General features: G+C 73.4%; 23 protein-coding genes. 15 read left to right on the top strand and 8 right to left on the bottom strand.

The features are described 5' to 3' along the window. Window positions 1-188 precede the first annotated feature (188 nt). The gene (locus tag RUR49_RS22250) at window positions 189-674 is read left to right on the top strand and encodes a MarR family winged helix-turn-helix transcriptional regulator (protein WP_409148632.1); all 486 of its coding nucleotides are present in this window, start codon (window positions 189-191) and stop codon (window positions 672-674) included. A 235-nt stretch (window positions 675-909) separates the two neighbouring features. Beyond that, window positions 910-1,803: a DMT family transporter gene (locus RUR49_RS22245; RefSeq protein ID WP_409148631.1), complete on the top strand. Its 894-nt coding sequence runs from the start codon at window positions 910-912 to the stop codon at window positions 1,801-1,803. Between the two features lie 42 nt (window positions 1,804-1,845). Here RUR49_RS22245 and RUR49_RS22240 read toward each other — a convergent pair whose 3' ends face one another. The 7 genes from RUR49_RS22240 to RUR49_RS22210 all read right to left on the bottom strand — a co-directional run bounded on the left by RUR49_RS22240 (window position 1,846) and on the right by RUR49_RS22210 (window position 14,819). Then, entirely contained in the window at window positions 1,846-2,607 is a 762-nt protein-coding gene (locus RUR49_RS22240; RefSeq protein WP_409148630.1) for a DUF1223 domain-containing protein, read from the bottom strand. Window positions 2,608-2,769: 162 nt separating this feature from the next. Next, window positions 2,770-3,318: an NUDIX domain-containing protein gene (locus RUR49_RS22235; protein WP_409148629.1), complete on the bottom strand. Its 549-nt coding sequence runs from the start codon at window positions 3,316-3,318 to the stop codon at window positions 2,770-2,772. 94 nt (window positions 3,319-3,412) lie between these two features. Next, window positions 3,413-6,922: a double-strand break repair helicase AddA gene (gene addA, locus RUR49_RS22230; RefSeq protein WP_409148628.1), complete on the bottom strand. Its 3,510-nt coding sequence runs from the start codon at window positions 6,920-6,922 to the stop codon at window positions 3,413-3,415. Beyond that, window positions 6,919-10,011 (bottom strand): double-strand break repair protein AddB, encoded by a 3,093-nt coding sequence (gene addB, locus RUR49_RS22225; RefSeq protein WP_409148627.1) that lies wholly within the window; start codon window positions 10,009-10,011, stop codon window positions 6,919-6,921. The genes addA and addB overlap by 4 nt, the downstream gene beginning before the upstream one ends. Window positions 10,012-10,016: 5 nt before the next feature. Beyond that, window positions 10,017-10,769 carry a nucleotidyltransferase family protein gene (locus tag RUR49_RS22220; protein WP_409148626.1) on the bottom strand — a complete coding sequence of 251 codons (753 nt, stop codon included), beginning with the start codon at window positions 10,767-10,769 and terminating at the stop codon, window positions 10,017-10,019. 22 nt (window positions 10,770-10,791) lie between these two features. Beyond that, on the bottom strand, window positions 10,792-12,339 hold the full coding sequence (gene tsaE, locus RUR49_RS22215) for a tRNA (adenosine(37)-N6)-threonylcarbamoyltransferase complex ATPase subunit type 1 TsaE (protein WP_409148625.1): 1,548 nt from the start codon (window positions 12,337-12,339) through the stop codon (window positions 10,792-10,794). Next, on the bottom strand, window positions 12,336-14,819 hold the full coding sequence (locus tag RUR49_RS22210; RefSeq protein WP_409148624.1) for an ATP-binding protein: 2,484 nt from the start codon (window positions 14,817-14,819) through the stop codon (window positions 12,336-12,338). Before RUR49_RS22210 ends, tsaE begins: the two co-directional genes overlap by 4 nt. Before the next feature lie 289 nt (window positions 14,820-15,108). Between RUR49_RS22210 and RUR49_RS22205 the strand changes: the two genes are divergently transcribed. From RUR49_RS22205 to RUR49_RS22165, 9 genes are all read left to right on the top strand, one after another. Next, window positions 15,109-15,444: an XdhC family protein gene (locus RUR49_RS22205; protein WP_409148623.1), complete on the top strand. Its 336-nt coding sequence runs from the start codon at window positions 15,109-15,111 to the stop codon at window positions 15,442-15,444. Between the two features lie 22 nt (window positions 15,445-15,466). After that, window positions 15,467-16,177, top strand: a complete 711-nt coding sequence (locus tag RUR49_RS22200; protein WP_409148622.1) for an XdhC family protein — start codon at window positions 15,467-15,469, stop codon at window positions 16,175-16,177. Continuing rightward, window positions 16,174-17,802: an NTP transferase domain-containing protein gene (locus RUR49_RS22195; RefSeq protein ID WP_409148621.1), complete on the top strand. Its 1,629-nt coding sequence runs from the start codon at window positions 16,174-16,176 to the stop codon at window positions 17,800-17,802. The genes RUR49_RS22200 and RUR49_RS22195 overlap by 4 nt, the downstream gene beginning before the upstream one ends. A gap of 31 nt (window positions 17,803-17,833) precedes the next feature. Continuing rightward, window positions 17,834-19,348, top strand: a complete 1,515-nt coding sequence (locus RUR49_RS22190; protein ID WP_409148620.1) for an AMP nucleosidase — start codon at window positions 17,834-17,836, stop codon at window positions 19,346-19,348. 46 nt (window positions 19,349-19,394) lie between these two features. Continuing rightward, window positions 19,395-19,739, top strand: a complete 345-nt coding sequence (locus RUR49_RS22185; RefSeq protein ID WP_409148619.1) for a cupin domain-containing protein — start codon at window positions 19,395-19,397, stop codon at window positions 19,737-19,739. A gap of 50 nt (window positions 19,740-19,789) precedes the next feature. Next, window positions 19,790-20,944, top strand: coding sequence for a M24 family metallopeptidase (locus RUR49_RS22180; protein ID WP_409148618.1), 1,155 nt, complete (start codon window positions 19,790-19,792; stop codon window positions 20,942-20,944). Between the two features lie 112 nt (window positions 20,945-21,056). Continuing rightward, window positions 21,057-21,581, top strand: coding sequence for a hypothetical protein (locus tag RUR49_RS22175; RefSeq protein WP_409148617.1), 525 nt, complete (start codon window positions 21,057-21,059; stop codon window positions 21,579-21,581). A gap of 126 nt (window positions 21,582-21,707) precedes the next feature. Beyond that, window positions 21,708-22,640 (top strand): ribose-phosphate pyrophosphokinase, encoded by a 933-nt coding sequence (locus tag RUR49_RS22170; RefSeq protein WP_409148616.1) that lies wholly within the window; start codon window positions 21,708-21,710, stop codon window positions 22,638-22,640. A 230-nt stretch (window positions 22,641-22,870) separates the two neighbouring features. After that, the gene (locus RUR49_RS22165) at window positions 22,871-23,224 is read left to right on the top strand and encodes a DUF2794 domain-containing protein (protein ID WP_409148615.1); all 354 of its coding nucleotides are present in this window, start codon (window positions 22,871-22,873) and stop codon (window positions 23,222-23,224) included. Window positions 23,225-23,395: 171 nt separating this feature from the next. Here RUR49_RS22165 and RUR49_RS22160 read toward each other — a convergent pair whose 3' ends face one another. Then, window positions 23,396-24,562: an acetyl-CoA acetyltransferase gene (locus tag RUR49_RS22160; protein WP_409148614.1), complete on the bottom strand. Its 1,167-nt coding sequence runs from the start codon at window positions 24,560-24,562 to the stop codon at window positions 23,396-23,398. Window positions 24,563-24,602: 40 nt separating this feature from the next. On the opposite strand from RUR49_RS22160, the gene RUR49_RS22155 reads away from it, so the two are divergent. From RUR49_RS22155 to RUR49_RS22140, 4 genes are all read left to right on the top strand, one after another. Beyond that, window positions 24,603-24,998, top strand: coding sequence for a hypothetical protein (locus tag RUR49_RS22155; RefSeq protein WP_409148613.1), 396 nt, complete (start codon window positions 24,603-24,605; stop codon window positions 24,996-24,998). A 228-nt stretch (window positions 24,999-25,226) separates the two neighbouring features. After that, window positions 25,227-25,445, top strand: a complete 219-nt coding sequence (gene infA, locus RUR49_RS22150; protein WP_409148612.1) for a translation initiation factor IF-1 — start codon at window positions 25,227-25,229, stop codon at window positions 25,443-25,445. A 76-nt stretch (window positions 25,446-25,521) separates the two neighbouring features. Continuing rightward, on the top strand, window positions 25,522-26,223 hold the full coding sequence (locus RUR49_RS22145; protein ID WP_409148611.1) for a Maf family nucleotide pyrophosphatase: 702 nt from the start codon (window positions 25,522-25,524) through the stop codon (window positions 26,221-26,223). Continuing rightward, window positions 26,220-26,435: a DNA gyrase inhibitor YacG gene (locus RUR49_RS22140; protein ID WP_409148610.1), complete on the top strand. Its 216-nt coding sequence runs from the start codon at window positions 26,220-26,222 to the stop codon at window positions 26,433-26,435. Before RUR49_RS22145 ends, RUR49_RS22140 begins: the two co-directional genes overlap by 4 nt. The last annotated feature ends 27 nt before the right edge of the window (window positions 26,436-26,462 follow it).

Raw genomic sequence — 26,462 nt, 5'->3', positions numbered from 1 at the left:
GCTCGGCCGCGGCTTATAGGCCCGGATGGCCGTAAAAGGAAGCCGCGCGGGCTCGCGGGAGCCATTGCCCCGACCAGTGAACTCGCCGCGGCCGGCTTGTCTCGGCCCGCGGTCAGCCCTAGCGTCGATTTTCACCGGCGGCGGTCGAAATTCACCAAGCCGTCACAGGGAACTGTTAGTCGGCTCCTATGTCGTTCAGCTACCGCAAGACCGTCACCTTCCAGCTCGGCCAGGCGGCCAAGGCGCATCGCGCCCGGTCGACCTCGCACCTCGGCCGCATCGGGCTCCATCCGGGGCAGGAATCGGTGCTGAAGGCGCTGAACGAGGAGGACGGCCAGACGATGGGCCAGCTCGCCTCGGTGCTCTCGGTGCAGCCGCCGACGGTGACGAAGATGGTGACCCGGCTCTCAGCGCAGGGGCTGGTGCGGCGGCAGATGTCGGATGCCGACGGCCGCCTCGCCCGCGTCCACCTCACCGAGGATGGCCGCGCCCGCATCGCCGAGGTCGACAAGGCCTGGAAGCGCCTCGAGAAGGAGGCGGTCGCCGGGCTCGACGAAAAGGACCGCAAGCGCCTGCGCAAGCTCCTCAACAAGGTGGAGCGCAACCTCGCCAAGATCAGCGGCTCGCCCCTGCCGCCCGCGATCGAGGACGACGACGGCCTCGAATCGGATTGAGGTGGCCGTCTGTTGCATCGCCTCCGGCGCTTCCTGCCATGTCCCCCTGCGCGCCGCGTTGGCCGCCATGCGTCCCCCGCAGTGATGCCATGCGACGATCCCGGTCGCCGCCCGGGGAGCTTCCCGCTATGGTCGGGGTCCCTTGAGAGCAGGCCTGCCGCGCACCGGGCGTCATCCGGTGCGGCGGCTCGTCCGCGTGAGCGGGCGGAACCGTCCTCCCCCGCCGGAGCGTTCCATGGCCGTGGCGGCAGTGTTCGGGCGACCAGTGGACCTTCGTCTCCGCGGCATAGGCCTGGTTGTTCTCACGACGCTCCTGTTCGCGGGCCTCGACGCCATCGCGAAGCTGCTCGGCAACTCGCTGCACCCGATGGAGGTCGCGTGGTTCCGCTACGCAGTCAACGTCGTCCTCGTCATCATCGTGCTGCGGGCCTGGCGGCAGCCCGAGCTGTTCGGCACCCGCCGGCCGGGGCTTCAGCTGCTGCGGGGGCTGTTCCTGCTCGGCTCCACCGTCTTCAATTTCGCGGCGCTGCGCTACCTGCAACTGGTCGAGGCCGCCTCCATCCAGTTCGCCGGGCCGCTGATCGTCACGGCGCTCGCCGGCCCGCTGCTCGGTGAGAAGATCGGCTGGCGCCGCTGGGCGGCCGTGGTGGTCGGCCTCATCGGCGTGCTTGTCGTCATCCGCCCCGGGCTCGGCGGCATGCACTGGGCGGCCGGCCTGTCGCTCTGCTCGACGCTCTGCTACGCGCTCTACCTCATCCTCACCCGTCACCTCAGCCGCAGCGAAAGCGCCGAAGGCATGTTGCTGCTGTCGGCCGCCGTCGGCATGCTGGCCCTGACACCGCTGATGCCGCCGGTCTGGCAGATGCCGCCGACCGCGGCGATATGGGGGATGCTGGTGGCGCTCGGCGTCCTCGGCGGGGTCGGTCACTTCCTGTTGATCCACGCCCACAAGCTCGCGCCGGCCTCGACGCTGGCGCCGTTCGGCTACACGCAGATCCTGTGGATGACGACGCTCGGCTACCTGGTGTTCGGCGATCTGCCCGACCTGTGGACGGCAGTCGGCGGGGCGATCATCGTCGGCTCGGGCCTCTACACGCTGCACCGCGAGCGCCTGCGCCGCGTCAGCTGACGTACGGCCGCCCGGCGCGCGCCGCTCCGCCGCCCTCAGCCCTCAGCCTTCGGCGGGGCGCAGCAGCGCGGCACCGAGGATCTCGCCCGGGTGCCCGTCCACCTCCGCCTGCACGATCACCACGGCCGATGAGCCGGCGCGCCTGTCGATCTTCTCGGCGGGCAGCTCGAAGGACATCGCATCGCCGCGCCAGACACCGATCGGCTGCAGCACCCGCACCACGTTGGTGTAGGTGAGGCGCCGGCCGCCGTTCTCGCCGCGCAGCACCGAGACGGTCACCGACGGCTCGACGGCACCGATCCACACCGTCGCCCGCTGGCCGCGGGTACCGGCACCGACCTGTATCTCGAACATGTCGTCGGCGAGCCGGATCTCCACCGACAGGCGAAGTCCGAGGCCGTCGTCGACCTGTTGCTGGATGACCTCGCGGAGGGCTTCCGCATCGCTGCCGACCACGGGCGTGCGGCCGTTGACGACCATCTGCGGCGTGTAGACCGCCCGGTCGCCCCGTCGCGCGGCATAGGAGAACTGGCGGCTGGTGTTGGCCTGGCTCGCCCGTGTGTCGGCCCAGCCGAGATAGTCCCAGTAGGTGACCGGCAACGAGATCGCGACGAGGGTGCTGTCGCCTGCGAGCTCGGCCAGAAGGGCATCCGCCGGCGGGCTGGATGAACAACCTTGACTAGTAAAAAGCTCAACCACTGCGAGTGGCGGGCGTTGTTCGGCGCTGGCCGGCGCAAAGGCCGCGGCGAGCGCCGCCAACGTCAGGCCGCCGAGGGCCGACAGGCGGCCCCGCAGAGACATCATCGAAGGGGGAATGGGACGATTCACAAGGCCGACCCTACGCAGCGCCGCCGCCGGGGGAAAGTCACGGTGCTGTCACGCTGCTGCACCGCTTCGTGACCAACCGGGTCGCGAGGCCGGGGCCGCGTTTGTAGCCCGCGCACTCCGTGCACGCAACGATTGCGACTAGGCAGCGTCGTCGGGAACGGGATTGGTGAACGGGGCGAGGGCTCCCCCGGCGACGGCGCGCTCGTGCTCCAGCGCCCAGGCGACGGAGGGAAAGGCGAGGGCGTCCCACGGCAGTTCGTTCCAGCCGAACTCGCGCACCTCGAGGCTCTCCGGCCCGGCCTCATAGCCGCCCCGGAGCTCGGCGCGGTAGATCAACTGCACCTGCGACAGCCGGCGGACCGTGTAGACGGCGAGGAGCGACGTCAGCTCGATGTCGGCGCCCGCCTCCTCGAAGGCCTCGCGACGGGCGCCTTCCTCGGGCGTCTCGCCGTGCTCGAGATAGCCGGCCGGCAGGGTCCAAAAGCCGATGCGCGGGGCGATGGCGCGCCGGCACATCATCACCCCGCCCGGCGAGCGCACGACCGAGCCGACGACGATCTTCGGATTGTCGTAGGCGACGAAGCCGCAGCGCTCGCAGACATCGCGCTCGAGGCTGTCGCCGTGTGGCACGCGGCGGCGGAAGGCGGGGTCGAGGCTGTCGTCCGGCGGGCTGGGTCGGTCGGTCATGATTGTGCGTGTCGCGGTTGCGGGGGCGGCGGTGAGCGTCGCATCGCCGGCCGGCGGCGGCAAGCGCGAGACCCGGCCGCGGACCCGCAAGAGATCACGGCGGAGGCGCTGCGAGCAGGCGGACGAGGAGCGCGTCGAGGGCCGCCGCGGGCAGCGTCACGAGCCGCGGCGCGGCGGTGTAGAGGATCGCCGCCTCGACGATCCGGCCCGGATAGAGGTCGGCCAGCAGGGCGCGGTAGAGCGCCATCTGGGCGACATAGGCCGGCGCCACCGCCCCTGCGTCCGCCGGCACCCGCCGGTCGGTCTTGAGATCGATCGCCATCACCCGGTCCGGCAACACGGCGAGGCGGTCGATGCGGCCGGCGACGGCGAGCACGGCACCGTCGGCGCGGGTGAGGGAGCCGGCGATCGGCACCTCGGCGCGGCCATCCTCGCCGAACAGGCGCGCCAGAGCCGGGTCCGCGAGAACGCCCAGCGCCTCCGCCGCAATCGCCGCCGACACTGGCTCGTCGAGATCCGGCGCCTCGCGGGCGAGGAAGCGTGTGGCGACATCCGCGCGCTCTGCCGCGGCGATCGTCGCCAGGGCTTCGATCAGCCGGTGGACCAGCCGGCCGCGGACGAGGGCGGTGGGGTCGGCGACGCGGGCGGGGCCCGGAGCCGTCGTCGCCTCGTCCTCGTCGGCCCAGGCGGAGGAGGGCGACAGCGTCAGCACCGCCGCCGGTGCCTCGGCCTCGCGGCCGACCCAGGCGGGCAGGCCGGCCTCTTCGGCCTCCGCCACCGACGCGCCGCCGGCCGGTCCGATCGGCGGCAGCGGCAGTTCGGGCTCGGCCGGAACGGGTCGGGGCGCCTGCCAGCGCAGCGCGGTGAGGGCGCCCTCGGCGTCGCGGACCTCTGCCGCGTCGGAGACGAGGGCCCGTTCCACCATGGCGTGCCAGCAGTCCTCGGACGCCGCCCGCTTGCCGCGCCAGCCGCAGACGACGAGGCGGTCGGCGGCGCGCGTCAGCGCCACGTAGAGGAGCCGCCGGTGTTCTTCCGCCGCGCGCCGGCGCGTCTCGGCCAGCACCGGCTCGCACGCCGCCGGCCGGTCGCCGGCCTTCGCCGCCCAGACGAGGCAGGCGGCGGCGCCGTCGAGCGGCGGCAGCGCGAACAGCTTCGGGTCGTGGCTCGAATGCGAGGGCCCGCTGCCGTCGTCGGCGACGAACACCACCGGCGCCTCCAGCCCCTTGGCGCCGTGCACCGTCATCACCCGGAGCGCGTCGCCGGCCGTCTCCGCCTCGCGCTTGACGACGGCCGGCGCCGCCGCGAACCAGGCGAGGAAACCGTCGAGCGTCGGAATGGCATTGCGCTCCTGCTCGAGCACGAGGTCGAGGAAGGCGTCGAGCACCTCGTCGACCTCCGGCCCGAGCCGCGCGAGGAAACGTCGCCGGCCGCCATCGCGGCCAAGAACCGTCGTGTAGAGCTCGAACGGCCGCTGCCGTGCGGCCGCGGCGCGCCAGGCGGAGAGGCGAGCATGGGCGGCCTCAGCGCGCGGATCGGCGCTGTCGGCCAGCGCTGCGACGAGGGTGCCCGGCCGGCCGTGGGCAAGGTCGAACAAGAGCGCCTCGTCGACGTCGAACAGCGGGCTCTTCAGCACGGCGGCGAGCGACAGGTCGTCGGCCGGCAGCGCCAGCACCTGGCCGAGCGCCACCAGGTCCTGCACGGCGATGTGCTCGCCCAGCACCAGCCGGTCAGTGCCGGCGACCGGCACGCCGCGCCGCTTCAGGGCCCGGCTCAGCGCCTCGACGAACGGCCCGCGCTTGCGCACCAGCACCAGCACATCGCCGGCCCGCACCGGCCGGCCATCGGGCAGCAGCTCGCCGGCGCTGATCCACCCGTCGATGGTCTCGGCGATGCGCTCGGCGAGGCGGACGGAGGGGTGCGCCATGCCGATGCGGTCGATCGGCTCGCGCCAGTCGTCCGGCACGGTGCGCTCGTCGGGCAAGACCTGCGGCCACACCTCGACGAGGCCGATTTCCGTCGCGCGGATCGCCTGGTGGACGGGGGCGTCGCCGTCGGCCGACAGCCCCTCACGCGCCGCCGGGTCGGCGAACACCCGGTCGACGGCGGCGAGCACGTCCTGGGTGGAGCGGAAGGAGAGCGTCAGGCGGACGTCGTGGAAGGCCTCGCGCACCGCCGCCGCCTTCGCCTGGAAGCCGCGCCGCTCCGCCGCGAACGCCGCCGGCGCGGCGCCCTGGAAGCCGTAGATCGACTGCTTCTCGTCACCGACCGCGAACACCGTGCGGCGGCCGGCGCGTGCGCCGGCGCCGGCGAAGAACTCGGCAGCGAGGTCACGCACGACCTGCCACTGCAGCGGGCTCGTATCCTGCGCCTCGTCGACGAGGATGTGGTCGATCGACTGGTCGAGCTTGTAGCGGATCCAGGCGCTGGCATCGGAGCGCGACAGCAGGTCGGCGGCGCGGCGGATCTGGTCGGCATAGTCGATCAGGCCGCGCCGGCGCTTCTCCGCCTCGACGCGGGACAGCACGGCATCGGCAAGCCGCGCCAGCGCCGCCGTCCGCACCACCGCCCCGGCGGCGCGGCGGCGATCGAGGAGGGCGAGCACGCGGGCCTGTTCGTCCTCGTAGGCCTGCAGCAGATCGGGGTGCGCCTTCGCGACGGCTGCCGACAGCGCGTTCTTGCCGGAGCGTGGACTGCCGTTCTTGGTGAACAGGAAGGCGCACCAGGCGGCCGTGCGCGCGTCTGCATCACCGATGGCGGACGCATGGATCTCACCGGCCCGCTCCTGCGCCGTCGCTGTCGAGGCGGCCAGCGCGTCGTGCAGGCGGACGAGGTCATCGCCGGCAAGGAGGCGTTCGTCGAGGATGCGCGCCGTCAGGCTCTCGGGCGTATCGCCGGGGGCGAGGCCGAGGGTGGCACTGAGCCGGGCGATGGCGCCGTCGAGGTCGTCGGCGCTGCGCAGCCACTCGCGGAACTCCTCGCGCCGCGCCACCACCGCCTTGATCGCCTCGCCGAGCCCGCCATCGCTGACGACCGGCAACAGCGTGTCGAGCGCGCGCGCCGCTGCACCGTCGGGATGTGCCACCGTCTCGCGCAGCACGGCGGCGAGCGCCGTCTCGGCGAGCTCGGCGGCGAGGCGGTCGTCCATGACGGCGAAGCGGCCGGCGACGTTCGCCTCCAGCGGAAACTGCGCCAGCAGCGAGGCGCAGAAGGCGTGGATGGTCTGGATCTTCAGGCCGCCGGGGGTCTCGAGCGCCCGGGCGAACAGCCGCCGCGCCCGCGTCGTCGCGCCGGCATCGACCGTGCCGCCCTCGATCTCGGCGAGCTGGCGGGCGAGGTCGGCCTCGCTCAGCGTCGCGAAGCGGGCGAGCGTGTCGAAGACGCGGGCCGCCATCGTCGCGGCAGCGGCCTTCGTATAGGTCAGGCAGAGGATGCGGCCGGGGTCGGTGCCGGCGATCAAAAGCCGGATGACGCGCCAGACGAGCACGTGCGTCTTGCCCGAGCCGGCGTTCGCCGACACCCACGCCGAGGCGTCCGGGCTGGTGGCGCGGCCCTGCGCGTGCTTGGTGTCCGCCGGGACCTCGAGGATGACGCGCCGGCCGCTCATGCCTCGCCGCCTCCGCCGACGGTCCACTCGCGCGCCCGGGCCAGGTGGTCGTAAGGGGCGTCCATCGCCTGCTCGAAGGCGACGCGGGCGCGGGAGAGGTAGCCGTTGCCCACGTCGTCGTAGCGGGCGATCAGCGCCGTCAGGCGGGCGATGGCTTCCGCGGCGAGGGCGTCGGGCGAGCGGTCGACGCCGTCCTTGTCGATGCCCGGCTCGATCGTCACCTCTTCGACCGGATCGGCTAGCCCGCGAAGGCGGATGTAGGCGAGCGCGGCGATCGCCTCGTCGGCCGGCACGCCCGGAAAGCCGTCCCGCCGCACAATCGCCGCCTCGAGCGGCAGCTGCGGCGCGAGCAGGCTCGCGACCTCCTTGGCCGAGGGCGCGCCGCCGGTCTTGTAGTCGACGATGAACAGGCCCGCCGCCGTCTCGTCGATGCGGTCGGCGCGGCCGTTCAGCGTGAACGGTCCGCCGGGGGCGGGGATCGACAGCGCGCCCTGTACCTCGAGGTGGCGACGGCGCGCCACCGGCCGGTCGGCCTCGGTCGCCACGAAGGCCTCGGCGATGCGCAGGAAGCGCGGCCACCACAGCGCCGTCACCTCCGGATAGTCGGCCACCGCCGTGAAGGCCTGCCGTCCTGCTTCCACAAGCGCCAACACTGCCGCCGCATCGAAGCGGCCGCTGTGCGCCTGGAGGAAGGTCGCCAGCGCGGCGTGGACGATGTTGCCGCGATCGGCGGCACCGGGGTCGGCGGCGACCGGATCGAGCGGCTTCAGGCCGAGGACGCGGCGGGCGTAGACGGCGTAGGGGTCGCGGATCAGAGTCTCGATCTCGGTGACCGACAGCGCCCGCGGCCGGGCGGCGAGCGGCGGCCGCGGCTCCGGCCGGGGGGCGGCCACCGGCGGTCCGTCGGGCCGGTCGAGGCGGCGGGCGCGGCCGAGGTGGCGGGCACCCTCGGCGGCCATCGCGGCGCGGCCCGCTTCGCCCGCCACCGCCTTCAGGCGCTGCAGGAAGCGCGAGGCGACCGTCGGCGCACCGCCGGCCCGGGCCGAGCGCGTCAGCAGCACCCGCGGCGCGCCGAGGGCCATCTCGACGTCGTGGGCGGACAGGCCAACCCGACGCTCCGGCGCCTCGAGCCCGAGCGCCGCCCGCATCGGCCGCGTCAGCCACGGGTCGACGCCGACCACCTGCGGCCACGTCGCCTCGTTGAGGCCGGCGAGCACGACGAGGTCGGCCGCCTGCAGGCGCGCCTCCAGCGGCCCCCAGATCTCCACCCGCCCCGGTCGGCTGCCGGCGGGCCGCACCGCTGCGCCGCCGGCGAGCACGTCGAACAGCCCCGGCCAGTCGCGCGGCGCGACCGCGAGGTCCTCGGCGTCGCCCGCCGAGAGGCGCTCGAAGCAGCCGGCGAAATGCGCCTCCGCCGTCGCTGTGGCGAGTTCTTCGCCCTCCGCCGGCGTGCGCACGGCGGCGAGCGCGGCGGCATGGGCGGCGGCCAGCGCGGCGACCGAGACGGTCGGCGCGGCGGCGAGATCGGTGAGCGGCGACAGGGCGGTGACTAGCCGGTCGGCGAGGTCGATGGCGCCGTCGAGGCTCTCGCCCCGGCGCATCGCTGCGAGGTGCGCCGCGCGGTGGCGGGCACTGGCCGCGAGCGCCGCGACGCCGGGGGCGAGCCGCGGCCCGCGCAGGACGCCGCGCTCCAGCCGGTCGACGGCGGCCGTGCGGGCATCTCGCGACAGCCCGAGGTCGGCCAAGGGGTGCTTGAGGAGGGCGAGCAGCGCCGCCGGGTCGTCGCCGGCGATGCCGACCTCGGCGACGAGCCGCGCCAGCACGCCGAGCGGCGTCGATCCGGCGGGGGTGCCGGCGGAATCCTCCACCGCGATGCCCCAGCGGGCGAGCTCGGTGGCGACGCGTCGGGCGATGGTGCGGTCGGGTGCCACCAGCGCCGCCCGCGTCGCACCGTCGGCCAGCGCCTCGCGCAAGGCGAGCGCGATCGCGGCGGCTTCCTCGCGCTCGTTGGCCGCCTCGACGAGGCCGAGGCCGGCGAGCCCGTCGGCGACTGCCACCGGCGTGCCGAAGCGGTCGGCGATGCCGGCCCAGCGCTCGGTCGTCTCGGCCGGGCGGAAGGCTTCCGAGACGATGTGGCCGCGCAGCGGCCGAGACGGCTCCGTCAGCGCCGCCACCTCGGCGCGCGTCACGCCGAGCCGCGGCAGCAGGCGGGCGAGACCGAACTGGGGGTGGCTCGGCGTGCCGTCGCCGTCGGCGATCGCAGCCCACGTCTCCGTGTCGAGCGTCAGGTCGAGACCCGGCAGCACGACGGCGCCGCGCGGCAGCCGGGCGATCGTCGCCATCAGCCGCGCCGTCGCCGGCACCGAGCCGGTCGAGCCGGCGGCGATCACCGGCCCCGCCGGCGGTCGCGCGGCGAAGCGGGCGGCTTCGGCGTCGATCAGGCGCAGCCGCCGCACCACCGGGTCGATGCGGCCGCGCTCGGCGAGGATCTGCGGCCAGGCGGCGGTGGCGATCTCCAGGAAGGCGAGCGTCACCTGCCAGAAGCGTGCGAGCTCGGCCGGCACGATGTCGCCGAGCCGCGCCCAGTCGGTCTCCTCGGTGGTCACCTGGTCGACGAGGGCGAGCAGGTCGTCGGCGAGGCGGGCGGCGTCGGCCGGCGAGGTCGGCACCAGCACTTCCTCGCCGGGCAGCAGCTTGCGTGCGTCCGGCGACAGCGCGCGAGCCCAGCCGAGCACCAGCCTCGTCATGACGACGCGCCGCTCCAGCGGGTCGACCGCCGGCGGCAGGTCGGCGAGGGCTGCTCCCACCGGCGACAGCGCCAGCAGGTCCTCCTCGACGTCGCCGAGCGGGCGGATCGACGGCAGCAGCGTCGCCCGGCCGCCGGCCGCCTCGGTGATGGCGGCGGCGAGGGCGCGCCCCGCGCGGCGGGTGGGGACGAAGATGGTGGCGTCGGCGAGCGCCAGCGGGTCGTCGCGCAGCGGCGGTCCCGGCACGAGCCGGCCGGAGACGAGGGCGTCGACGAGGGTGGCGAGGAAGTTCGCCGAGGGCGGGATCGTGTAGACGCGTGGCTCGGCGCCCGGTCCCGTCATGCCGGTCAGGCCGCGCTCTGCTGGATCGCCGCCTCCGCCTCGCGGATCGCCTCGGGCGTGCCGACGTGCAGCCAGACGCCTTCCATCCGCACCCCGAACAGCCGCCCGGCCTCGATGGCGCGGTCGAACAGGACGTTGAGCGAGAAGCGGCCCTCGGGGGCGCCCTCGAACAGGCGGGGATGCAGGATCGCCGCACCGGAATAGGCGAACGGCGAGATCTTCGAGGCCGGCCGGCGGCTGAGGCGACCGTCGCCGTCGAGCATGAAGTCGCCGGGGCCGTCATAGCCGACGGCGGGCACCGTGGCGGCGAGCATCAGGAGCCCGTCCATCCGCGTCTCGTCCCAGGCGCTGGCGAGCCGCGCGAGGTTCGGCGACACGCCCTCGATCCAGAAGCTGTCGGAATTGACGAGATAGAACGGCTCCGGGCCGAGCAGCGGCAGGGCCTTGACGATGCCGCCGCCGGTGTCGAGCAGGGTGCCGCGCTCGTCGGAAACGTGGACGTGCGGCTTCTCGCGCCGCGAGGCGTGCACCTCGACGAGGTCGGCGAGGTAGTGGACGTTGACCACCACCTCCTCGACGCCCGCCGCCTCCAGCCGGTCGAGGCCGTGGTCCATGAGGGCGCGGCCCGCCACCTCGATCAGCGGCTTCGGTGTCGTCGCCGTGAGCGGCCGCATGCGCTTGCCGAGCCCCGCCGCGAGCATCATCGCCCGTTTCGGACCCGCCACTGTCCGCCGAATGCCGAAGCGCTCCGTCGCCATCCGTCCGCCCGTTCTTCGATGGTCACCCGCCCTCGGGAGCGAGGACGCCGGCGGTCTCATACCAGAGCCGGAGGTCGGACAGAACCGGATGGCGGAGCGACCGCGACAGATAGTCCTTCACTCGCGGCAGGTGGGCGAGATAGTGCGGCTTGCCGTCCCGCCGGTCGAGGCGGGCGAAGATGCCGAGGATCTTGGTGGCGCGCTGGGCGGCGAGCGTCGCGTAGTCGGCGCGGAAGCGCTCCTCGTCGAAGCCGGGGTCGGTCGCCCGCCGGCCGAACACGTAGCGCTCCACCAGCATCTCCTCGAGATCCGGGGAAACGGTGACGCGGGCGTCCTGGGCGAGCGAGGCGACGTCGTAGGCGGTCGGCCCCAGGAGTGCGTCCTGAAAATCGAGGAGGCCGATGCGGCCGACGCCGGCCCGCTCCGGCAGCCACATCAGGTTGGGGGAGTGGTAGTCGCGCATCGCCCAGTGCTGCTCCGACGTCTCCAGCCGGTCGAAGGCCGCCTGCCAGAGCGTCACGAAATCCGCAGCCTGCTCGGGCGTGGCGGCCGCGCCGGCGCCGGCCGCGTGCGGCAGGTACCAGTCGAGCAGCAGCTCCACCTCGATCGCGAGCGCGCCGGCGTCATAGGGAGGCGGTGCGTAGACGGTGCCGTCGGACAGCACCACCGGCTGCGGCGGCGGCTCGGCGTGGAAGGCGGCGAGCAGGTCGACGGCGACGCCGTAGCGCTCTGGGTCGGGCGTTCCGCCCGGCGCCACGACCTCGTGGCCGAGGTCTTCCGTCAGCAGCAGGCCGTGGGCGAGGTCGCTCGCGTGGATGCGCGGCGCCGACAGGCCGCGGTCGGCGAGTGCCACCGCCATGGCGACGAACGGGCGGACGTCCTCGGCGAGGTGGGCGATGCGGCTGTAGGGCTTGCCGTCGCGCACCGGCGGGCCGTCGGGGCGCGCGGGCGCGTTCATCAGCACGCCGCGGCGACCATCCTCCGCGGCGACGCGCTCGTAGCTGCGGCTGGAGGCATCGCCCTGCAGGAAGCGGCGGGCGACACCCGTCCAGCCGGCGCCGTCGAGGAAGTCGCGGATGGCGAGCGAGCGAGCGAGGCGCTCGCCGGCGGGGCCGGAGGCGGTCAGCGTCGCCGTACGGCTCTCCGGCCGGTCGCCGAGATCGAGGGCGAGCGTGATGTCGGCGTCGGCGAAAGCGTCGCCGCCGCGCTCGGGCCACTCGACGAGGACGACGCCGGCCGTCCGCGCCTCGTCGAGGCCGAGCTCGTCGATCTCCGCCGGATCGGTCAGGCGATAGAGGTCGGCGTGGGCGACTGTCAGGCGGCCGGCGGCATAGGTCTGTACCAGCGTGAAGGTCGGGCTCGGCACCTCGAGCGCCGGGTCGTCGGCGAGCGCGCGCAGCAGCGCCCGCGCCAGCGTCGTCTTGCCGGCGCCGAGATCGCCCTCGAGGCGCACCACGTCGCCCGGCGCCAGCGCCACGGCGATGTCCTCGGCGAGGCGGATGGTCGCCGCCTCGTCGGGCAGCGGCAGCGACCAGACGCGCGGTGCGATGCGCTCCACGCCCGCGTTCACGACGTTACCGCCCGCCTCGGCGGCAGCGGGTCGCGGGCCGCGGTCTCGCCGGGCCGTGACGGGAAGCGGCAGATCACCGTCGTTCCCGCGCCTTCCTTCGAATCGATCGCCACCGTTCCCCCGTGAAGCGCGACGAAGCTCTTGACGATCGACAGCCCGAGGCCGGCGCCGTGGCGGCTCGCGCCGGTCGGGCGGGCGACGAAGCGGTCGAATACCTGGTCGATCAGTTCCGTCGGGATGCCGCGGCCGCGGTCGCTGACGGCGATCCGCACGCCCTCCGCCTCCCGCGCGCAGGCGATCTCGACGCGCCCGCCCGGATCGGAATGGGCGATGGCGTTGGACAAGAGGTTGAACAGCACCTGCCGCACCCGCTTCTCGTCGCCGACGAAGGTGCCGACGTCGTCGGGCACCTTGGTGGAGAGCTCGAGGCGCGCCTCGCGCAGGCGGTCCTGCACGCCCTCGACGGCGGCGGCGATGGTGGCGGCGACGTCGACCTCGGCGAGCTCGAGCTCCATCGCGCCGGCGTCGATGGTGGCGAGGTCGAGGATGTCGTTGATGATGGCGAGCAGGGCGCCTGCCGACGACAGCACGTAGTCGGTGTATTCGCGCTGCTTGTCGGTGAGCGGCCCGGTGCGCGTGTCCGCCAGGAGCTGCGTGAAGCCGATCACCGTCGTCAGCGGCGAGCGCAGCTCGTAGGAGACGTGCTGGATGAAGGCGTCCTTGATGCGGTCGGCGGCGACGAGGGCGTCGTTGCGCTCGATCAGCGCCCGCTCGACCTTCACCGAATCCGTGACGTCGACGAAGGTTGCGAGCGTCGCGCCGTCCGGCAGCGGCACGGTGGCATAGTCGATGACGACCTCGCCGGCGCGCTCGCAGCGGCCGACGGCGCGTGGGCGGCCCTCGGCGAGGCCGGTGACGGCGGCGGCGATCTCCTCCCAGGCGCGGCGGGCGGCCGCTCCCGGCGCCGCCGTGCGGCGGGCGAAGACGCCGATGTGCGGCCGTTCGGCGAGGAGGGCGATGTCGACGTCCCAGACGGAGGCGAAGGCGGGGTTCCACAGCCTGAGCCGGCCGTCGGAGCCGAACACGGCGACACCCTCGGCGAGGTGGTCGAGCGTCTCGCCCTGCACGCGGATGAGGGCGTTGTAGCGGCTCTCGAGATCGAGCCGCTCGGTGACGTTCTCGTAGACGTAGGTGACGCCGCCCTGCGGATGCGGGCTCGCGAGCACCCGCAGCGTCTGGCCGTCCGGCAGGTGCCACCAGTGCTCCTGCGCCTCCACCGACTGGTAGGACGACAGCACCTCGCGCTTCCAGGCGCGGAAGTCGGCCTGTTCGGGCAGCATCCGCGCCGAGCGCAGCGCGTCGAGGAGGGCGCCGTCTTCCGGCCGGCTCTCCAGCAGCGCCATGTCGAGGCCCCAGAGCGACTGGTAGGCGGCGTTGTAGAAGGTGAGGCGGCGGTCCGGCCCGAAGATCGCGACCGCCGTGGCGAGCTGGTCGAGGGTGCGGGTGTGGTAGTCGAGCGTGCGCTTCAGGGCCGCGTCGGCGAGCTCGAGCTCGGTGACGTCGACGCCGACGCCGCCGGAGCCCTCCTCGGAGGCGGCGGCGACGACGTCGAGGATGCGCCGCTCGCCGGCCGCGACGACGGCGACGCGGCGCGCCACGACGGTGCGCTCGGCCAGGGCCGCGGCGAGGGCCGCCCGGTCGGCGGTGTCGAGCAACTCCGGGGCCTCGCCGCTGGCGGCGAGGGCGCCCTCGGGGACCTCGACGGCGCGGGCGTAGGCGTCGTTGTGCCAGACGATGCGGCCGTCGGCGTCGCGCAGCCAGAACGGGTGCGGCAGCCGGGCCACCAAGGCCTTCAGCGCCGCCGATTCGCGCTCGGCGCGGAGCCGGGCGGCTTCGGCTTCGGCTAGGCGTCGGTGTTCCTCTCCGAGCTCACGGAGGCGAACCAGGCGGCTCGTGCCGGCGGCGCGCCCGCTCGCCTCCAGCGGCGCCCCGGCGCTCGTCGTCAGCGCCAGGCGGAAGCGCTCGCCGGTGGCGGAGAGGCGGTCGAGATGGGCGGCAAGGGCTGCGGCGGACTCGGGCGCGAGCCAGCCGTCGAGGGCGGCGAGGCCGGGCGCGTCGGTTGGCACACCGGTTTCCGGCGGCAGGTAGCCGACGGTGCGCGGCGCCTCGCCGGTGCGCAGCACGAGCAGCCGCTCCTCGTCGCCGGCGAGCAGCGTCTCGGCGCGGTCGGCACGGCGGGCGGCGTCGCGGGCGGCATCCTCGGCCCGGCGGATGCGATCGGCGGCGCGGGCGCGGGTGCGGGCGAGGGCCACGGTGACGAGGGCGGCGAAGGCGAGGGCACCGACGAGGGCACTGCCGAGCGTCGCCTCGACCGGCCCGAAGGCTTCGGCGAGGCTTGGCGTGGGGGCAAGGGTGGTGGGCAGGCCGGCGAGGGCACTCGAGGCGGCGAGGGAGAGGCGGGCGCGCAGGCGCGCCGACACGCCGGCTCGGCGCGGCCGCGCGGTCTCCGAAGCTCCGGATTGTCCGTCGCCGCGCCCCATCGGCCGCGAACTCCCGTGATTGCAGGTCGGGCGGTTGCCGCGCGGCGCCGCCGTGGCGCGAATCGGCCTCCGCCCACCATATCGCGATCCGTCCGGCGGCGAGAAGCAAGGAGACGGGGGTCGCTGCCGTTCTCGCGCCGCCTTGTCGCGCCGCCCTTCTCGCCTGCCGCCGCCGTCGCTATATCGGAAGCGCCGGCCCGCGTGCCGGCGGCAGGCAGGAGATGCGGCGATGGGCGAGCACGCAGCGATCGGTGGCGTCGACGTTCTCGATGTCGCGGAAACCTGGCGCAAGGGCGGCCGCGACGTCGCCATCGCCACCGTGGTCGAGACCTGGGGCTCGGCGCCGCGGCCGGTCGGCTCGCACCTCGTCGTCGACGGCGAGGGCAATTTCGAGGGCTCGGTCTCCGGCGGCTGCGTCGAGGGCGCGGTGGTCGGCGAGGCGATCGAGGTGATCTCCGACGGCAAGCCGCGCATGCTGGAGTTCGGCGTCGCCGACGAGACGGCCTGGCGGGTCGGGCTGTCGTGCGGCGGGCGCATCCGCGTCTACGTCGAAAAGCTCGCCTGAGCCGGCGGAAAGGGACTCCCCCATGGACGCCGCCCTGCTCGCGGAGATGAACGCCGAGCGCCGTGCCCGGCGCGCCGTCGTGCTGCTGACCGACCTCGGCAACGGCGCGGCGCGGCTGGTGCGGCCGGGCGACGACCTCGCCGCCGACCCGTTCGGCGAGGAGATCGGCAAGCGGCTGCGATCCGGCCAGTCCGGCCTCGCGACGTTGGCCGATGGCGCTTCTGCCTTCCTCACTGTCCATTTGCCGCCGCCGCGCCTCGTCGTCTGCGGAGCCGTCCACATCTCGCAGGCGCTCGCGCCGATGGCGAAGATCGCCGGGCTCGACGTCGTCATCGTCGACCCGCGCACGGCGTTTGCCTCGCCGGATCGCTTTCCGGGCGTTCAGCTTCTGGCGTCGTGGCCGCAGGACGTGATGGACGAGCTCGCCTTCGACCCGTGGACGGGGCTCGCGGCGCTGACCCACGACCCGAAGATCGACGACCCGGCGGTCACGGCGGCACTGGCCGCCGGCTGCTTCTATGTCGGCGCCCTCGGCAGCCGGAAGACGCACGCCAAGCGCGTCGAGCGGCTTCTCGCCGCCGGCGTCGACGAGGCGGCGCTCGGACGCATCCACGCCCCGATCGGCCTCGCTATCGGCGCGGCGAGCCCTGAGGAAATCGCCGTCGCCGTGCTCGCCGAGACCATCGCGGCGCTGCGCCGGCCGGCCCGCGAGGCGCGGAGCGCCGCGGCATGAAATTCGGTCCGGTGGCGACGGCGGGCGCCGCCGGCACGATCCTCGCCCACTCGGTGAAGGCCGGCGAGCGGACGCTGCGCAAGGGCACGCGGCTCGGCGCCGCCGACGTGGCGCGGCTCGCGGCGGCGGGTGTCGCCGAGGTCATCGTCGCCGCCCTCGATATCGACGATATCCACGAGGACGCTGCCGCCGGCCGGCTCGCCGAGGCGGTGGCGGGAGACGGCGTGCGCGTCGAGGAGGCCTTCACCGGCCGCTCCAACCTCTATGCCGAGGCGGCCGGCGTGCTCGTCGTCGACGGCGGGGCGGTGGACGCCTTCAACCGCATCGATCCCGGCATCACGCTGGCGACGCTGCCGCGCTTTGCCGCCGTCGAGGCGGGGCGGATGGTGGCGACCGTGAAGATCATTCCGTTCGCCGTGCCGGAGGCGGCCGTCGCTGCGGCGATGGCGGTGCTCGCCGACCGGCCGCCGGTGCGCCTCGCGGCCTTCCGCCCGGCCCGCGTCGGCGTCGTCTCGACGCTGCTGCCGAGCCTCAAGCCATCCGTGGTCGACAAGACGCTCAAGGTGCTGGCAGAACGGCTCGCGCCGGCCGGCGCGACGATCGCCGCCGACGTGCGCGTGCCGCATGACGCCGAGGCCGTCGCCGTCGCGCTGCGACAGCTCGCGGCCGACGGTGCCGATATGCTGGTGGTTTTCGGCGCTTCCGCCGTGGTCGACCGCGGCGACGTCATCCCGGCCGGTGTCGAGGCGGCGGGCGGCGAAGTGCACCACTTCGGCATGCCGGTCGATCCGGGCAACCTGCTGCTCGTCGGCGCCCTCGGCGACATTCCGGTCGTGGGGGCGCCCGGCTGCGCCCGCTCGCCGAAGGAGAACGGCTTCGACTGGGTGCTGCAGCGCCTGCTCGCCGGCCTGACGGTGACGGCCGACGACATCACCGGCCTCGGCGTCGGCGGGCTCCTGATGGAGATCGTCTCGCGGCCGCAGCCGCGCGCCGGCCCGGTGCCGGAGGTGGCCGCGCCCGCCCGCCGTGTCGGCGCCGTCGTGCTGGCAGCCGGGCGCGGCAGCCGCATGGGCGGGCCGGTGAAGCAACTCGCCACCATCGGCGGCGTGCCGCTGGTGCGGGGGGCGGCGCAAGCCGCGGTGGCGAGCCGGGCGACGCCGGTCGTTGTTGTCACCGGCCACGCCGCCGCCGACGTCGCGGCGGCGCTGACGGGCCTCGACGTGACGGTGGTCCACAACCCCGACTTCGCCGAGGGGCTGTCGACGTCCTTGCGCACGGGCCTGGCGTCGCTGCCGGAGGACGTCGAGGCGGCGGTGGTCGTGCTCGCCGACATGCCGGGCATCGACGCCCGGGCGATCGACCGGGTGGTCGGCGCCTACGACCCGGCCGCAGGCGCCCTCGTCGTGATGGCGACCGCCGGCGGCAAGCGCGGCAATCCGGTGCTGTGGTCGCGGCGGTTCTTCCCGGAACTTTCTGCGATCACCGGCGACACCGGCGGGCGGCAGATCATCGCCGGTGTGCCGGAGGCGGTCGTCGAGGTGGAACTCGGCGAGGCGGCGGCGATCGACGTCGACACGCCGGAGGCCCTCGCTGCGGCGGGAGGGCTGCTCGGCCAGCCGGGATGAGCGGTGACGGCGCCATCGCGCCGACACCCGCATGCGCCTATCCTGTGCGTCCCGCCCGACCGAGGACCGCCCCGTGCTGACCCGCCCCGACCCGCCGCAGACCCGCAGCTTCAGCGATGCCGCTGCCGCCGTGGCCCACGTGCGCGCCCTCTACGAGGCGGAGACGGGTTACCTGCGTGAGCACTTCCGCCACTTCGCCGCCGGCCGTCCGCCGGCCGAGCGGGTGCGCGCCTATTATCCGACGGTGTCCCTGACCACCGAGAGCTATGCGCGCGTCGACACCCGCCTCTCCTACGGCTTCGTCAGCGCGCCGGGCACCTATTCCACGACGGTGACGCGGCCCGACCTCTTCCGCGGTTATCTCGAGGAGCAGATCGGCCAGCTGATCCGCAACCATGGCCGGCCGGTCGAGGTCGGCATCGGCGACACGCCGATCCCCGTCCACTTCGCCTATGCCGACGGCATCCACATCGAGGGCGTCCTCGACGCCGAGCAGATCCGCTCGATCCGCGACTGGTTCGACGTGCCGGACCTCGCGCAGATGGACGATTCGATCGTCAACGGCACCTGGGTCGGTGCGCCCGGCGAGCCACAGCCGCTGTCGCTGTTCACGGCGCCGCGCGTCGACTACTCGCTGCACCGGCTGCGCCACTACACCGGCACGAGCCCGGAGCATTTCCAGAACTACGTCATCTTCACCAACTACCAGTTCTACATCGACGAGTTCATCGCCTACGGCCTCGCCGAGATGGCCGACCCGGACAGCGACTACGACGCCTTCGTCGAGCCTGGCCACCGCGTCACCCGCAACATCCGCCACGGCGGCGGCGCCTCGGGGGAGACGCCGCCGCGGCTGCCGCAGATGCCGGGCTATCATCTCGTCCGCCCGGACGCGTCCGGCATCTCGATGGTCAACATCGGCGTCGGGCCGTCGAACGCCAAGACGGCGACCGACCACGTGGCGGTGCTGCGCCCGCTCGCCTGGCTCATGCTCGGCCACTGCGCCGGGCTCCGCAACACCCAGAAGCTCGGCGACTACGTGCTCGCCCACGGCTACGTGCGCTGGGACCACGTGCTCGACGAGGACGTGCCGCCGTGGATCCCGATCCCGCCGCTGGCCGAGGTGCAGATCGCCCTCGAGCAGGCGGTCGGCGAGGTCACCGGCCTGTCGGGGTGGGAGCGCAAGAGCATCCTGCGCACCGGCACCGTCGCCACCATCGACAACCGCAACTGGGAGCTGCGCGACCACCGCGAGCCGGTGCAGCGCCTCAGCCAGAGCCGGGCGGTCGCCCTCGACATGGAGAGCGCCACCATCGCCGCCAACGGCCTGCGCTTCCGCGTCCCCTACGGCACGCTGCTCTGCGTCTCCGACAAGCCGCTGCACGGCATGCTGAAGCTGCCCGGCATGGCCGACGCCTTCTACCGCAGCCAGGTCGACCAGCACCTGAAGATCGGCATCCTCGCGATGGAGAAGCTCAGGGCCCTCGGCCTCGAGCAGCTCCACAGCCGCAAGCTGCGCTCGTTCTCCGAGGTCGCCTTCCAGTGACCAGGCCACGATGGACAGCGGCGGCGGGCGATCTCATAGTCGCGCCATGACGGCCGACGACACCACCCGCATCGCTGCCCACGACGCCGCGGCCCGCATCGCGGCGCTGCCGCTGCCCTTTGACGAGCTGTTCGCCCGCGGTGACCTCAGCGTCGAGTTCTATGCGCCGCGCGGTGCGGACCTCCAGGAGCCGCACGACCGCGACGAGGTCTACATCGTCGCCACCGGCTCCGGCACGTTTCTCAGGAACGGCGAGCGGGTGCCGTTCGCGCCCGGCGACTTCCTGTTCGTCGCCGCCTTCGAGGAGCATCGCTTCGAAGATTTCGGGGACGATTTCGGCACCTGGGTGTTCTTCTTCGGCCCGGTCGGCGGCTGCCGGCCGGCGGTCTGACCCCCGGCCCCCAGCCGACCCCTTCATTCCAGTCACCAGGACGGACGCGCATGGCGCTGCACTTCGACCGACGCGAGTACGACGACCGCCTCGCCGCCACGCTGGAGGCGATGGAGGCGCGCAAGCTCGATGCGCTCCTGATGTTCGCCCAGGAGAGCATGTACTGGCTCACCGGCTACGACACGTTCGGGTTCTGCTTCTTCCAGGCGATGGTGCTGACGAAGACCGGCCGCTTCACCCTGGTGACGCGCGCCCCGGATCTCCGCCAGGCGCAGCACACCTCGATCGTCGAGGACATCCGCGTCTGGGTCGACCGTGGCGAGGCCGATCCGAGCGGCCAGCTGAAGGAGACGCTGTTCGAGCTCGAGCTCCTCGGCACCCGCATCGGCATCGAATACGACACCCACGGCCTGACGGCCGCCCACGGCCGCAAGATCGACGACGGGCTGAAGTCGTTCGCCACCCTCGTCGACGCCTCCGACCTGGTGCCGTCGCTGCGCATGGTGAAGAGCCCGGCCGAGATCGCCATCGTCCGCGAGGCGGCCCGCATCGCCGACCTCGCCTGGGAAAAGGCACTGCCCGAGATCCACGCCGGCGCCGACGAGGGCCGCATCCTCGCCGTCCTGCAGGGCGCGGTGTTCGAGGCGGGCGGGGAGTATCCGGGCAACGAGTTCATCATCGGCTCCGGCCCCGATGCTCTGCTCTGCCGCCACAAGGCGGGCCGGCGCGCCCTCGATCCGCAGGACCAACTGACGCTCGAGTTCGCCGGCACCTTCCGCCACTACCACGCGGCCCTCATGCGCACGGTGATCGTCGGCACGCCCACCTCGCGCCACCTCGCGCTCTACTCCGCCGAACGCGAGGCGCTCGGGGCGGTGGAGGCGGCGATGCGGCCCGGCAATACGTTCGGCGACGTCTTCGACGCCCACGCCACCGTGATGGACGGCCGCGAGCTGCAGGCGCACCGGCTGAACGCCTGCGGCTACTCGCTCGGCGCCCGCTTCGCGCCGTCGTGGATGGACACGCCGATGTTCTACCGTGGCAACAAGACGGCGATCGTGCCGAACATGGTGCTGTTCGCCCACATGATCCTGTTCGACAGCGAGGCCGGCGCGGCGATGACGCTCGGCCGCACCTATCTCACCACCGACGCCGACCCGGAGCCACTGTCGACGCTGCCCCTCGACCTGCCGATCGCGGCGTGAGGGGCCGGTAGCGAAGCGGGCCCGCGCTTCCTTTATCTTTGCGGCGCATGCCGGTAGGGTCGGCGCCTTGCGAGCGGACTGGGAGGCAGGCGCGCGGATGGTGGATCGCGGCATGACGGGATGGACGGGTCGGATGGTGCGGATCGTGGCGCCCCTGGTGGCGGCGGCGTTCGTCGCCGCCGGCTGCAGTGGTGGCGATGCGGTGAGCGACCTCGCCCCGACACCCACGGTGGCCGGCACCACCGCGCCGATCGGGCCGTCGGCCGTGGGCACCGCGAGCTTCGCCTTCGAGCCGTTCACCGGCGTGCCGGGCAATGCCGCGGACGAGCTGACGCGCCGCATCGCCGACGCCGCCGGCCGCGAGGGCCTCAACCTCGTGCGCCGCGTCGGCGCCCCTGCGACGTTCCGCGTCAAGGGCTACCTGACCGTGGTCGGCAATCCGACCGCGACGACGCTCTCCTACATCTACGACGTCTACGATGCCTCCGGCCGGCGGCTGCACCGGATCGCAGGCCAAGAGCCCTCGGGCGGCACGTCGGGCGACCCGTGGTCGGGCATCACCGACGAGACGCTGGAAGTGGTGGCGGAGCGCACGGTGGCCGCCCTGAAGGCCTGGCTCGCCTCCGGCAGCGTCTGAGCCGGCGAAGGATTGCGGCGTCCGCGCGGTTGTCGGCGCGGGGGAGGGTTGCTAGAGAGACCGCGACCTTCCCGCCGGCGCCTATGCCGGCTCTGCACGACCCTTCCCTGGAGGACGATCGCCGGCATGAAGCTCGTGTCAGGGAATTCCAACCGCGTGCTCGCCGAGGCGGTCGCCGGCTATCTCGACATCCCGCTGTCGAAGTGCATGGTGCGGCGCTTCGCCGACCAGGAGATCTTCGTCGAGATCCAGGAGAACGTCCGCGGCGAGGACGTCTTCATCCTGCAGTCGACGAGCTTCCCGGCGAACGACCACCTGATGGAACTGCTGATCATCACCGACGCGCTCCGCCGCGCCTCGGCGCGCCGGGTGACGGCGGTGGTGCCCTATTTCGGCTACGCCCGCCAGGACCGGAAGCCCGGCCCGCGCACGCCGATCTCGGCGAAGCTCGTGGCGAACCTGATCACCCGCGCCGGCGCCGACCGGGTGCTGACGCTCGACCTGCACGCCGGCCAGATCCAGGGCTTCTTCGACATCCCGACGGACAATCTCTACGCCGTGCCGGTGATGATGCGCGACATCAAGGAGCGCTACGCGGCGAACGACCTGGTCGTCGTCTCCCCGGACGTCGGCGGCGTGGTGCGGGCGCGGGCGCTGGCGAAGCGCATCGACGCGCCGCTCGCCATCGTCGACAAGCGGCGCGAGCGGCCCGGCGAGAGCGAGGTGATGAACATCATCGGCGACGTCGAGGACCGCAACTGCATCCTCTTCGACGACATCATCGATTCGGGCGGCACGCTCTGCAACGCCGCCGAGGCGCTGCTCGCCCAGGGCGCGAAGAGCGTCACCGCCTACATCACCCACGGCGTCCTGTCGGGTGGGGCGGTCGCCCGCGTCGAGGGCTCGATGCTGAAGGAGCTCGTCATCACCGATTCGATCCAGCCGACCGAATCGGTGCGCAAGGGGCGCAACATCCGGGTCCTGTCGATCGCGCCGCTGATCGGCGAGGCGATCAGCCGGACGGCGCTTGAGAAGTCGGTGTCGAGCCTGTTCGACTGAGCCGGCGCTTCGAAGACCGGGCCGTCGCGAACGGCCCCTCCCGCAAACGCGCCCGCCACAAACGGGCTTGCCAGCCGCCGCTCCCGCCCCGACTATGACGGCGGGATGACGACGGGAGGCGCGTTTTGGACGACGCGGAAGCCAGTCCGGAAAGCCGCGCAAGCGCGGCGGTCGTGTCGATCGCCGCGCCACGCGGACCGGCACCCAGGACGGCGCAGGCAACGACGGCCGTGGGGCCGCACACGGGTAGCCAAGCGGCGTGCCAGCCGCAGGCCACCCCGGTGACGAGCTTCGATCGCCGGGAGCTTTCCAGCATCCTCAAGGTCTACGGCCGCAAGGTCGCGGAGGGCGAATGGCGCGACTACGCCATCGACTTCCAGCGCGACGAGGCGGTGTTCTCGATCTTCCGGCGCGCCAGCGAGATGCCGCTGTTCCGCATCGTCAAGGACATGCGGCTCGCCCGGCGGCAGGGCGCCTACTCGGTCGTCGCCGCCGGCGGCATGATCCTGAAGCGCGGGCCCGATCTCGAGCGGGTGCTGGCCGTGCTCGACAAGAAGCGCTCGCTGAGGCTGGTCGACGCCTGAGGGTCGGCTGGTGCGGCGCATCTTGCGGCGGGATGGGTTCGGACCCGACGGACAAATCCAATCCGTCATCGCCCGGCTCGACCGGGCGATCCATGCCAGAAAAACGCTAGCCGTTTCCGTGGCTTGTATGGCCCGTGAAGCGGGGCATGACGGCGTCGGGAAGGCGAGCGCCTATCGCACCGCCTGCAGGATCGACACGTAGTTCGCCACCGCGGCGCCTCCCATGTTGAACAGGCCGGCGAGCTCGGCGTCCTTCACCTGCATGTCGCCGGCCTGGCCGGTGAGCTGCATGGCGCAGAGCGCGTGCATCGACACGCCGGTGGCGCCGATCGGGTGGCCCTTCGACTTCAGGCCGCCCGAGGGGTTGACCGGCAGACGGCCGCCGATGGCGCTGTGGCCGTCGCGGATGACGTCGGCGCCGCGGCCGGGGGCGGCGAGGCCCATCGCCTCGTATTCGATCAACTCGGCGATGGTGAAGCAGTCGTGCGTCTCGACGAGGTCGAGGTCGTCGAGGGTCAGCCGCGCCTCGGTGAGCGCCCGCGACCACGCCTCGCCGCAGCCCTCGAAGCGGACGATGTCGCGGCGCGACATCGGCAGGAAGTCCTGCACGTGGGAGGCGGCGCGGATCGCCACCGCCCGCTCCATGCCGAGCGCCGTCGGCATGTCGGTGAGCACGATCGCGGCGGCGCCGTCTGAGACGAGCGAGCAGTCGGTGCGCTTCAGCGGCCCGGCGACGCGCGGGTTCTTCTCGCTCTCGGTGCGGCAGAACTCGTAGCCGAGGTCCTTGCGCATCTGCGCGAACGGGTCGGCGACGCCGTGCCGGTGGTTCTTGGCGGCGATCGCGGCGAGCGCGTCGGACTGGTCGCCGTAGCGCTGGAAGTAGGCCTCTGTGATGCGGCCGAAGACGCCGGCGAACCCGGCCGGGATGTCGCCCTCCTCGGCAAGGTAGGACGCGCGCAGGAGGTTCTGGCCGATCTGCGGGCCGGGGGTGTCGGTCATCTTCTCGACGCCGACGACGAGCACGACGCGGGCCGCGCCGGCGGCGATCGCCCGCACCCCCTGGTGGACGGCGGCGGAGCCGGTGGCGCAGGCGTTCTCGACGCGCGTCGCCCGCTTGAAGCGCAAGCCGGGGTCGGCCTGCAGCACCAGCGAGGCGGTGAAGTCCTGGGCGGAGAAGCCGGCGTTGAAGTGGCCGAGGAAGATCTCGTCGACGTCGGCGGCGGCGATGCCGGCGTGGGCCAGCGCGCCGCGGGCGACGCCGACGATGAGGCTTTCGACGGTCTCGCCGTCTTGCCGTCCGAACGGGCTGTGCGCCCAGCCCACGATCGCAGCCGTCATCGCCACTCTCCGTCTCGTGCCCCGTGCTGGCTGATATGGCATGGCGACCGGGGCGTTGAAAGACCAGCGGGATGCCCGAAGGTTGCCGTGGCACCCCGCCGGTGACACGATCGGAGCGGAACACCGGGGGCTTTGCCGGCAGGCCGGCGGCTGGGAGGATGATGTGCTGACGGGTGTGCAGGTGCGGGCGGCGCGCGCAATGTTGCGCTGGGAGATCGCGGATCTCGCGGCGGCGGCCGGCGTCCCGGAAGAGGACATCGCCCGCTTCGAGGCGCACGACGGCCCGTCGCCGGTGGACCTCGACCTCGCGGCCGTCGCCCGGGTGCTGGAGGAGGCCGGCGTCGAGCTGCTCGGCGGCGGTGCCCCTGGGGTGAGGTTGCGGCCGCAGGCCGGCAGCCTCCGGCCCGAAGAGCTCAATGCGGAGAACGACGGCTGAGGAAGCGTCGATCGGGCATGCTATCGCGCTCGCTGCCGCATCCGTGCGCCTGAAAGCTTTCCGCCGGGCGCGGAACGTGGTAGCGGAGATCGCAATCCGCGGCGCTCGGCGCGGCGCCGCCCCGCGGCGCCGCGCTTAGCCCGTTCTGTCGTCTAACGACATATCGTCCGAACGACCCTGCGGGGCGCGCCTGCCGGCGCGGTAGCGGACAGCAGTGCAAGGGTGCGCATGGCGAAGGAAGAAGTCCTGGAGTTCCCGGGCATGGTGACCGAACTCCTCCCGAACGCGACGTTTCGCGTCAAGCTCGAGAACGACCACGAGATCATCGCCCACACGGCGGGCCGGATGCGCAAGAACCGCATCCGCGTGCTCGCGGGCGACAAGGTGCTCGTCGAAATGACGCCGTACGATCTCGCCAAGGGGCGGATCACCTACCGCTTCAAGTGACCGTCGGCGGGGCCTGAGCCGGCCCGCGCCGCCCGCGGTGCCGGCCCCCCTCCGCAGCCATCATCCTGGAGCCAGCATGCGCGAGCCCGCCGTCCTCGTCCTCGCGTCCGGTTCGCCGCGGCGCCTCGCTCTGCTCGAGCAGGTCGGCCTCGTGCCCGATCACCTGTTCCCGGCCGAGATCGACGAGACGCCGCAGTCGCGCGAACAGCCCCGCCAGCTCGCGGAGCGGCTCGCCCGCGGCAAGGCCGAGGTCGCGGCCCGGCGCTTCGCCGCCCAGGAGGCGCGCACCCGGGCCTTCATCCTCGCCGCCGACACCGTCGTCTCGGTCGGCCGCCGCGTGCTGCCGAAGGCGGAGACGCAGGACGAGGCCGAGCGCTGCCTGGCGCTGCTCTCCGGCCGCTCCCACACCGTCACCACCGCCGTCGCGCTGATCACCCCCGGCGGCAAGCTGCGCGAGCGCACCGTTGAGACGCGGGTGCGCTTCAAGCGCCTGTCGGCCGTCGAGACGGGCGCCTACATCGCCTCCGGCGAGTGGCGCGGCAAGGCGGGTGGCTACGCCGTCCAGGGCCTCGCCGCGACGTTCGTCGCCTCGCTCGCCGGCTCCTACAGCGCCGTCGTCGGGCTGCCGCTGCACGAGACCGTGGCGCTGCTCGTCGGCGACGGCTTCCCGGTGCTGGAGCGCTGGTCGGTCGACCCGATCGCCGCCGCCGCCGAGGCCCGCAGCGAGCCGCTCGCGGCCGCCGAGCCGGCCTCGACGCCCGGTGTCGCGGCCGGATGAGCCCGCTGCCGCCGCCCGGCACGCCGCGGGCCCGCCCGTGCGCGATCTGCTCGGCCCCGCGCGTCGAGGCCTACAAGCCGTTCTGCTCGAAGCGCTGCGCCGACGTCGACCTGCACCGCTGGCTCGCCGGCTCCTACGCGATCCCGGTCGTGGAGCTCGACGGTGCCGACGACGAGGACGGCCGGCCACCTGAGCGCGACCGCGAGGACTGAGGTCAGCGCAGCGGCTCGTTAACCGCT

It is taken from the genome of Pseudoxanthobacter sp. M-2, assembly GCF_046156265.1.
Lineage (GTDB): Bacteria > Pseudomonadota > Alphaproteobacteria > Rhizobiales > Segnochrobactraceae > CAMDHY01.
This window is presented reverse-complemented; position numbering and strand designations above follow the sequence as displayed.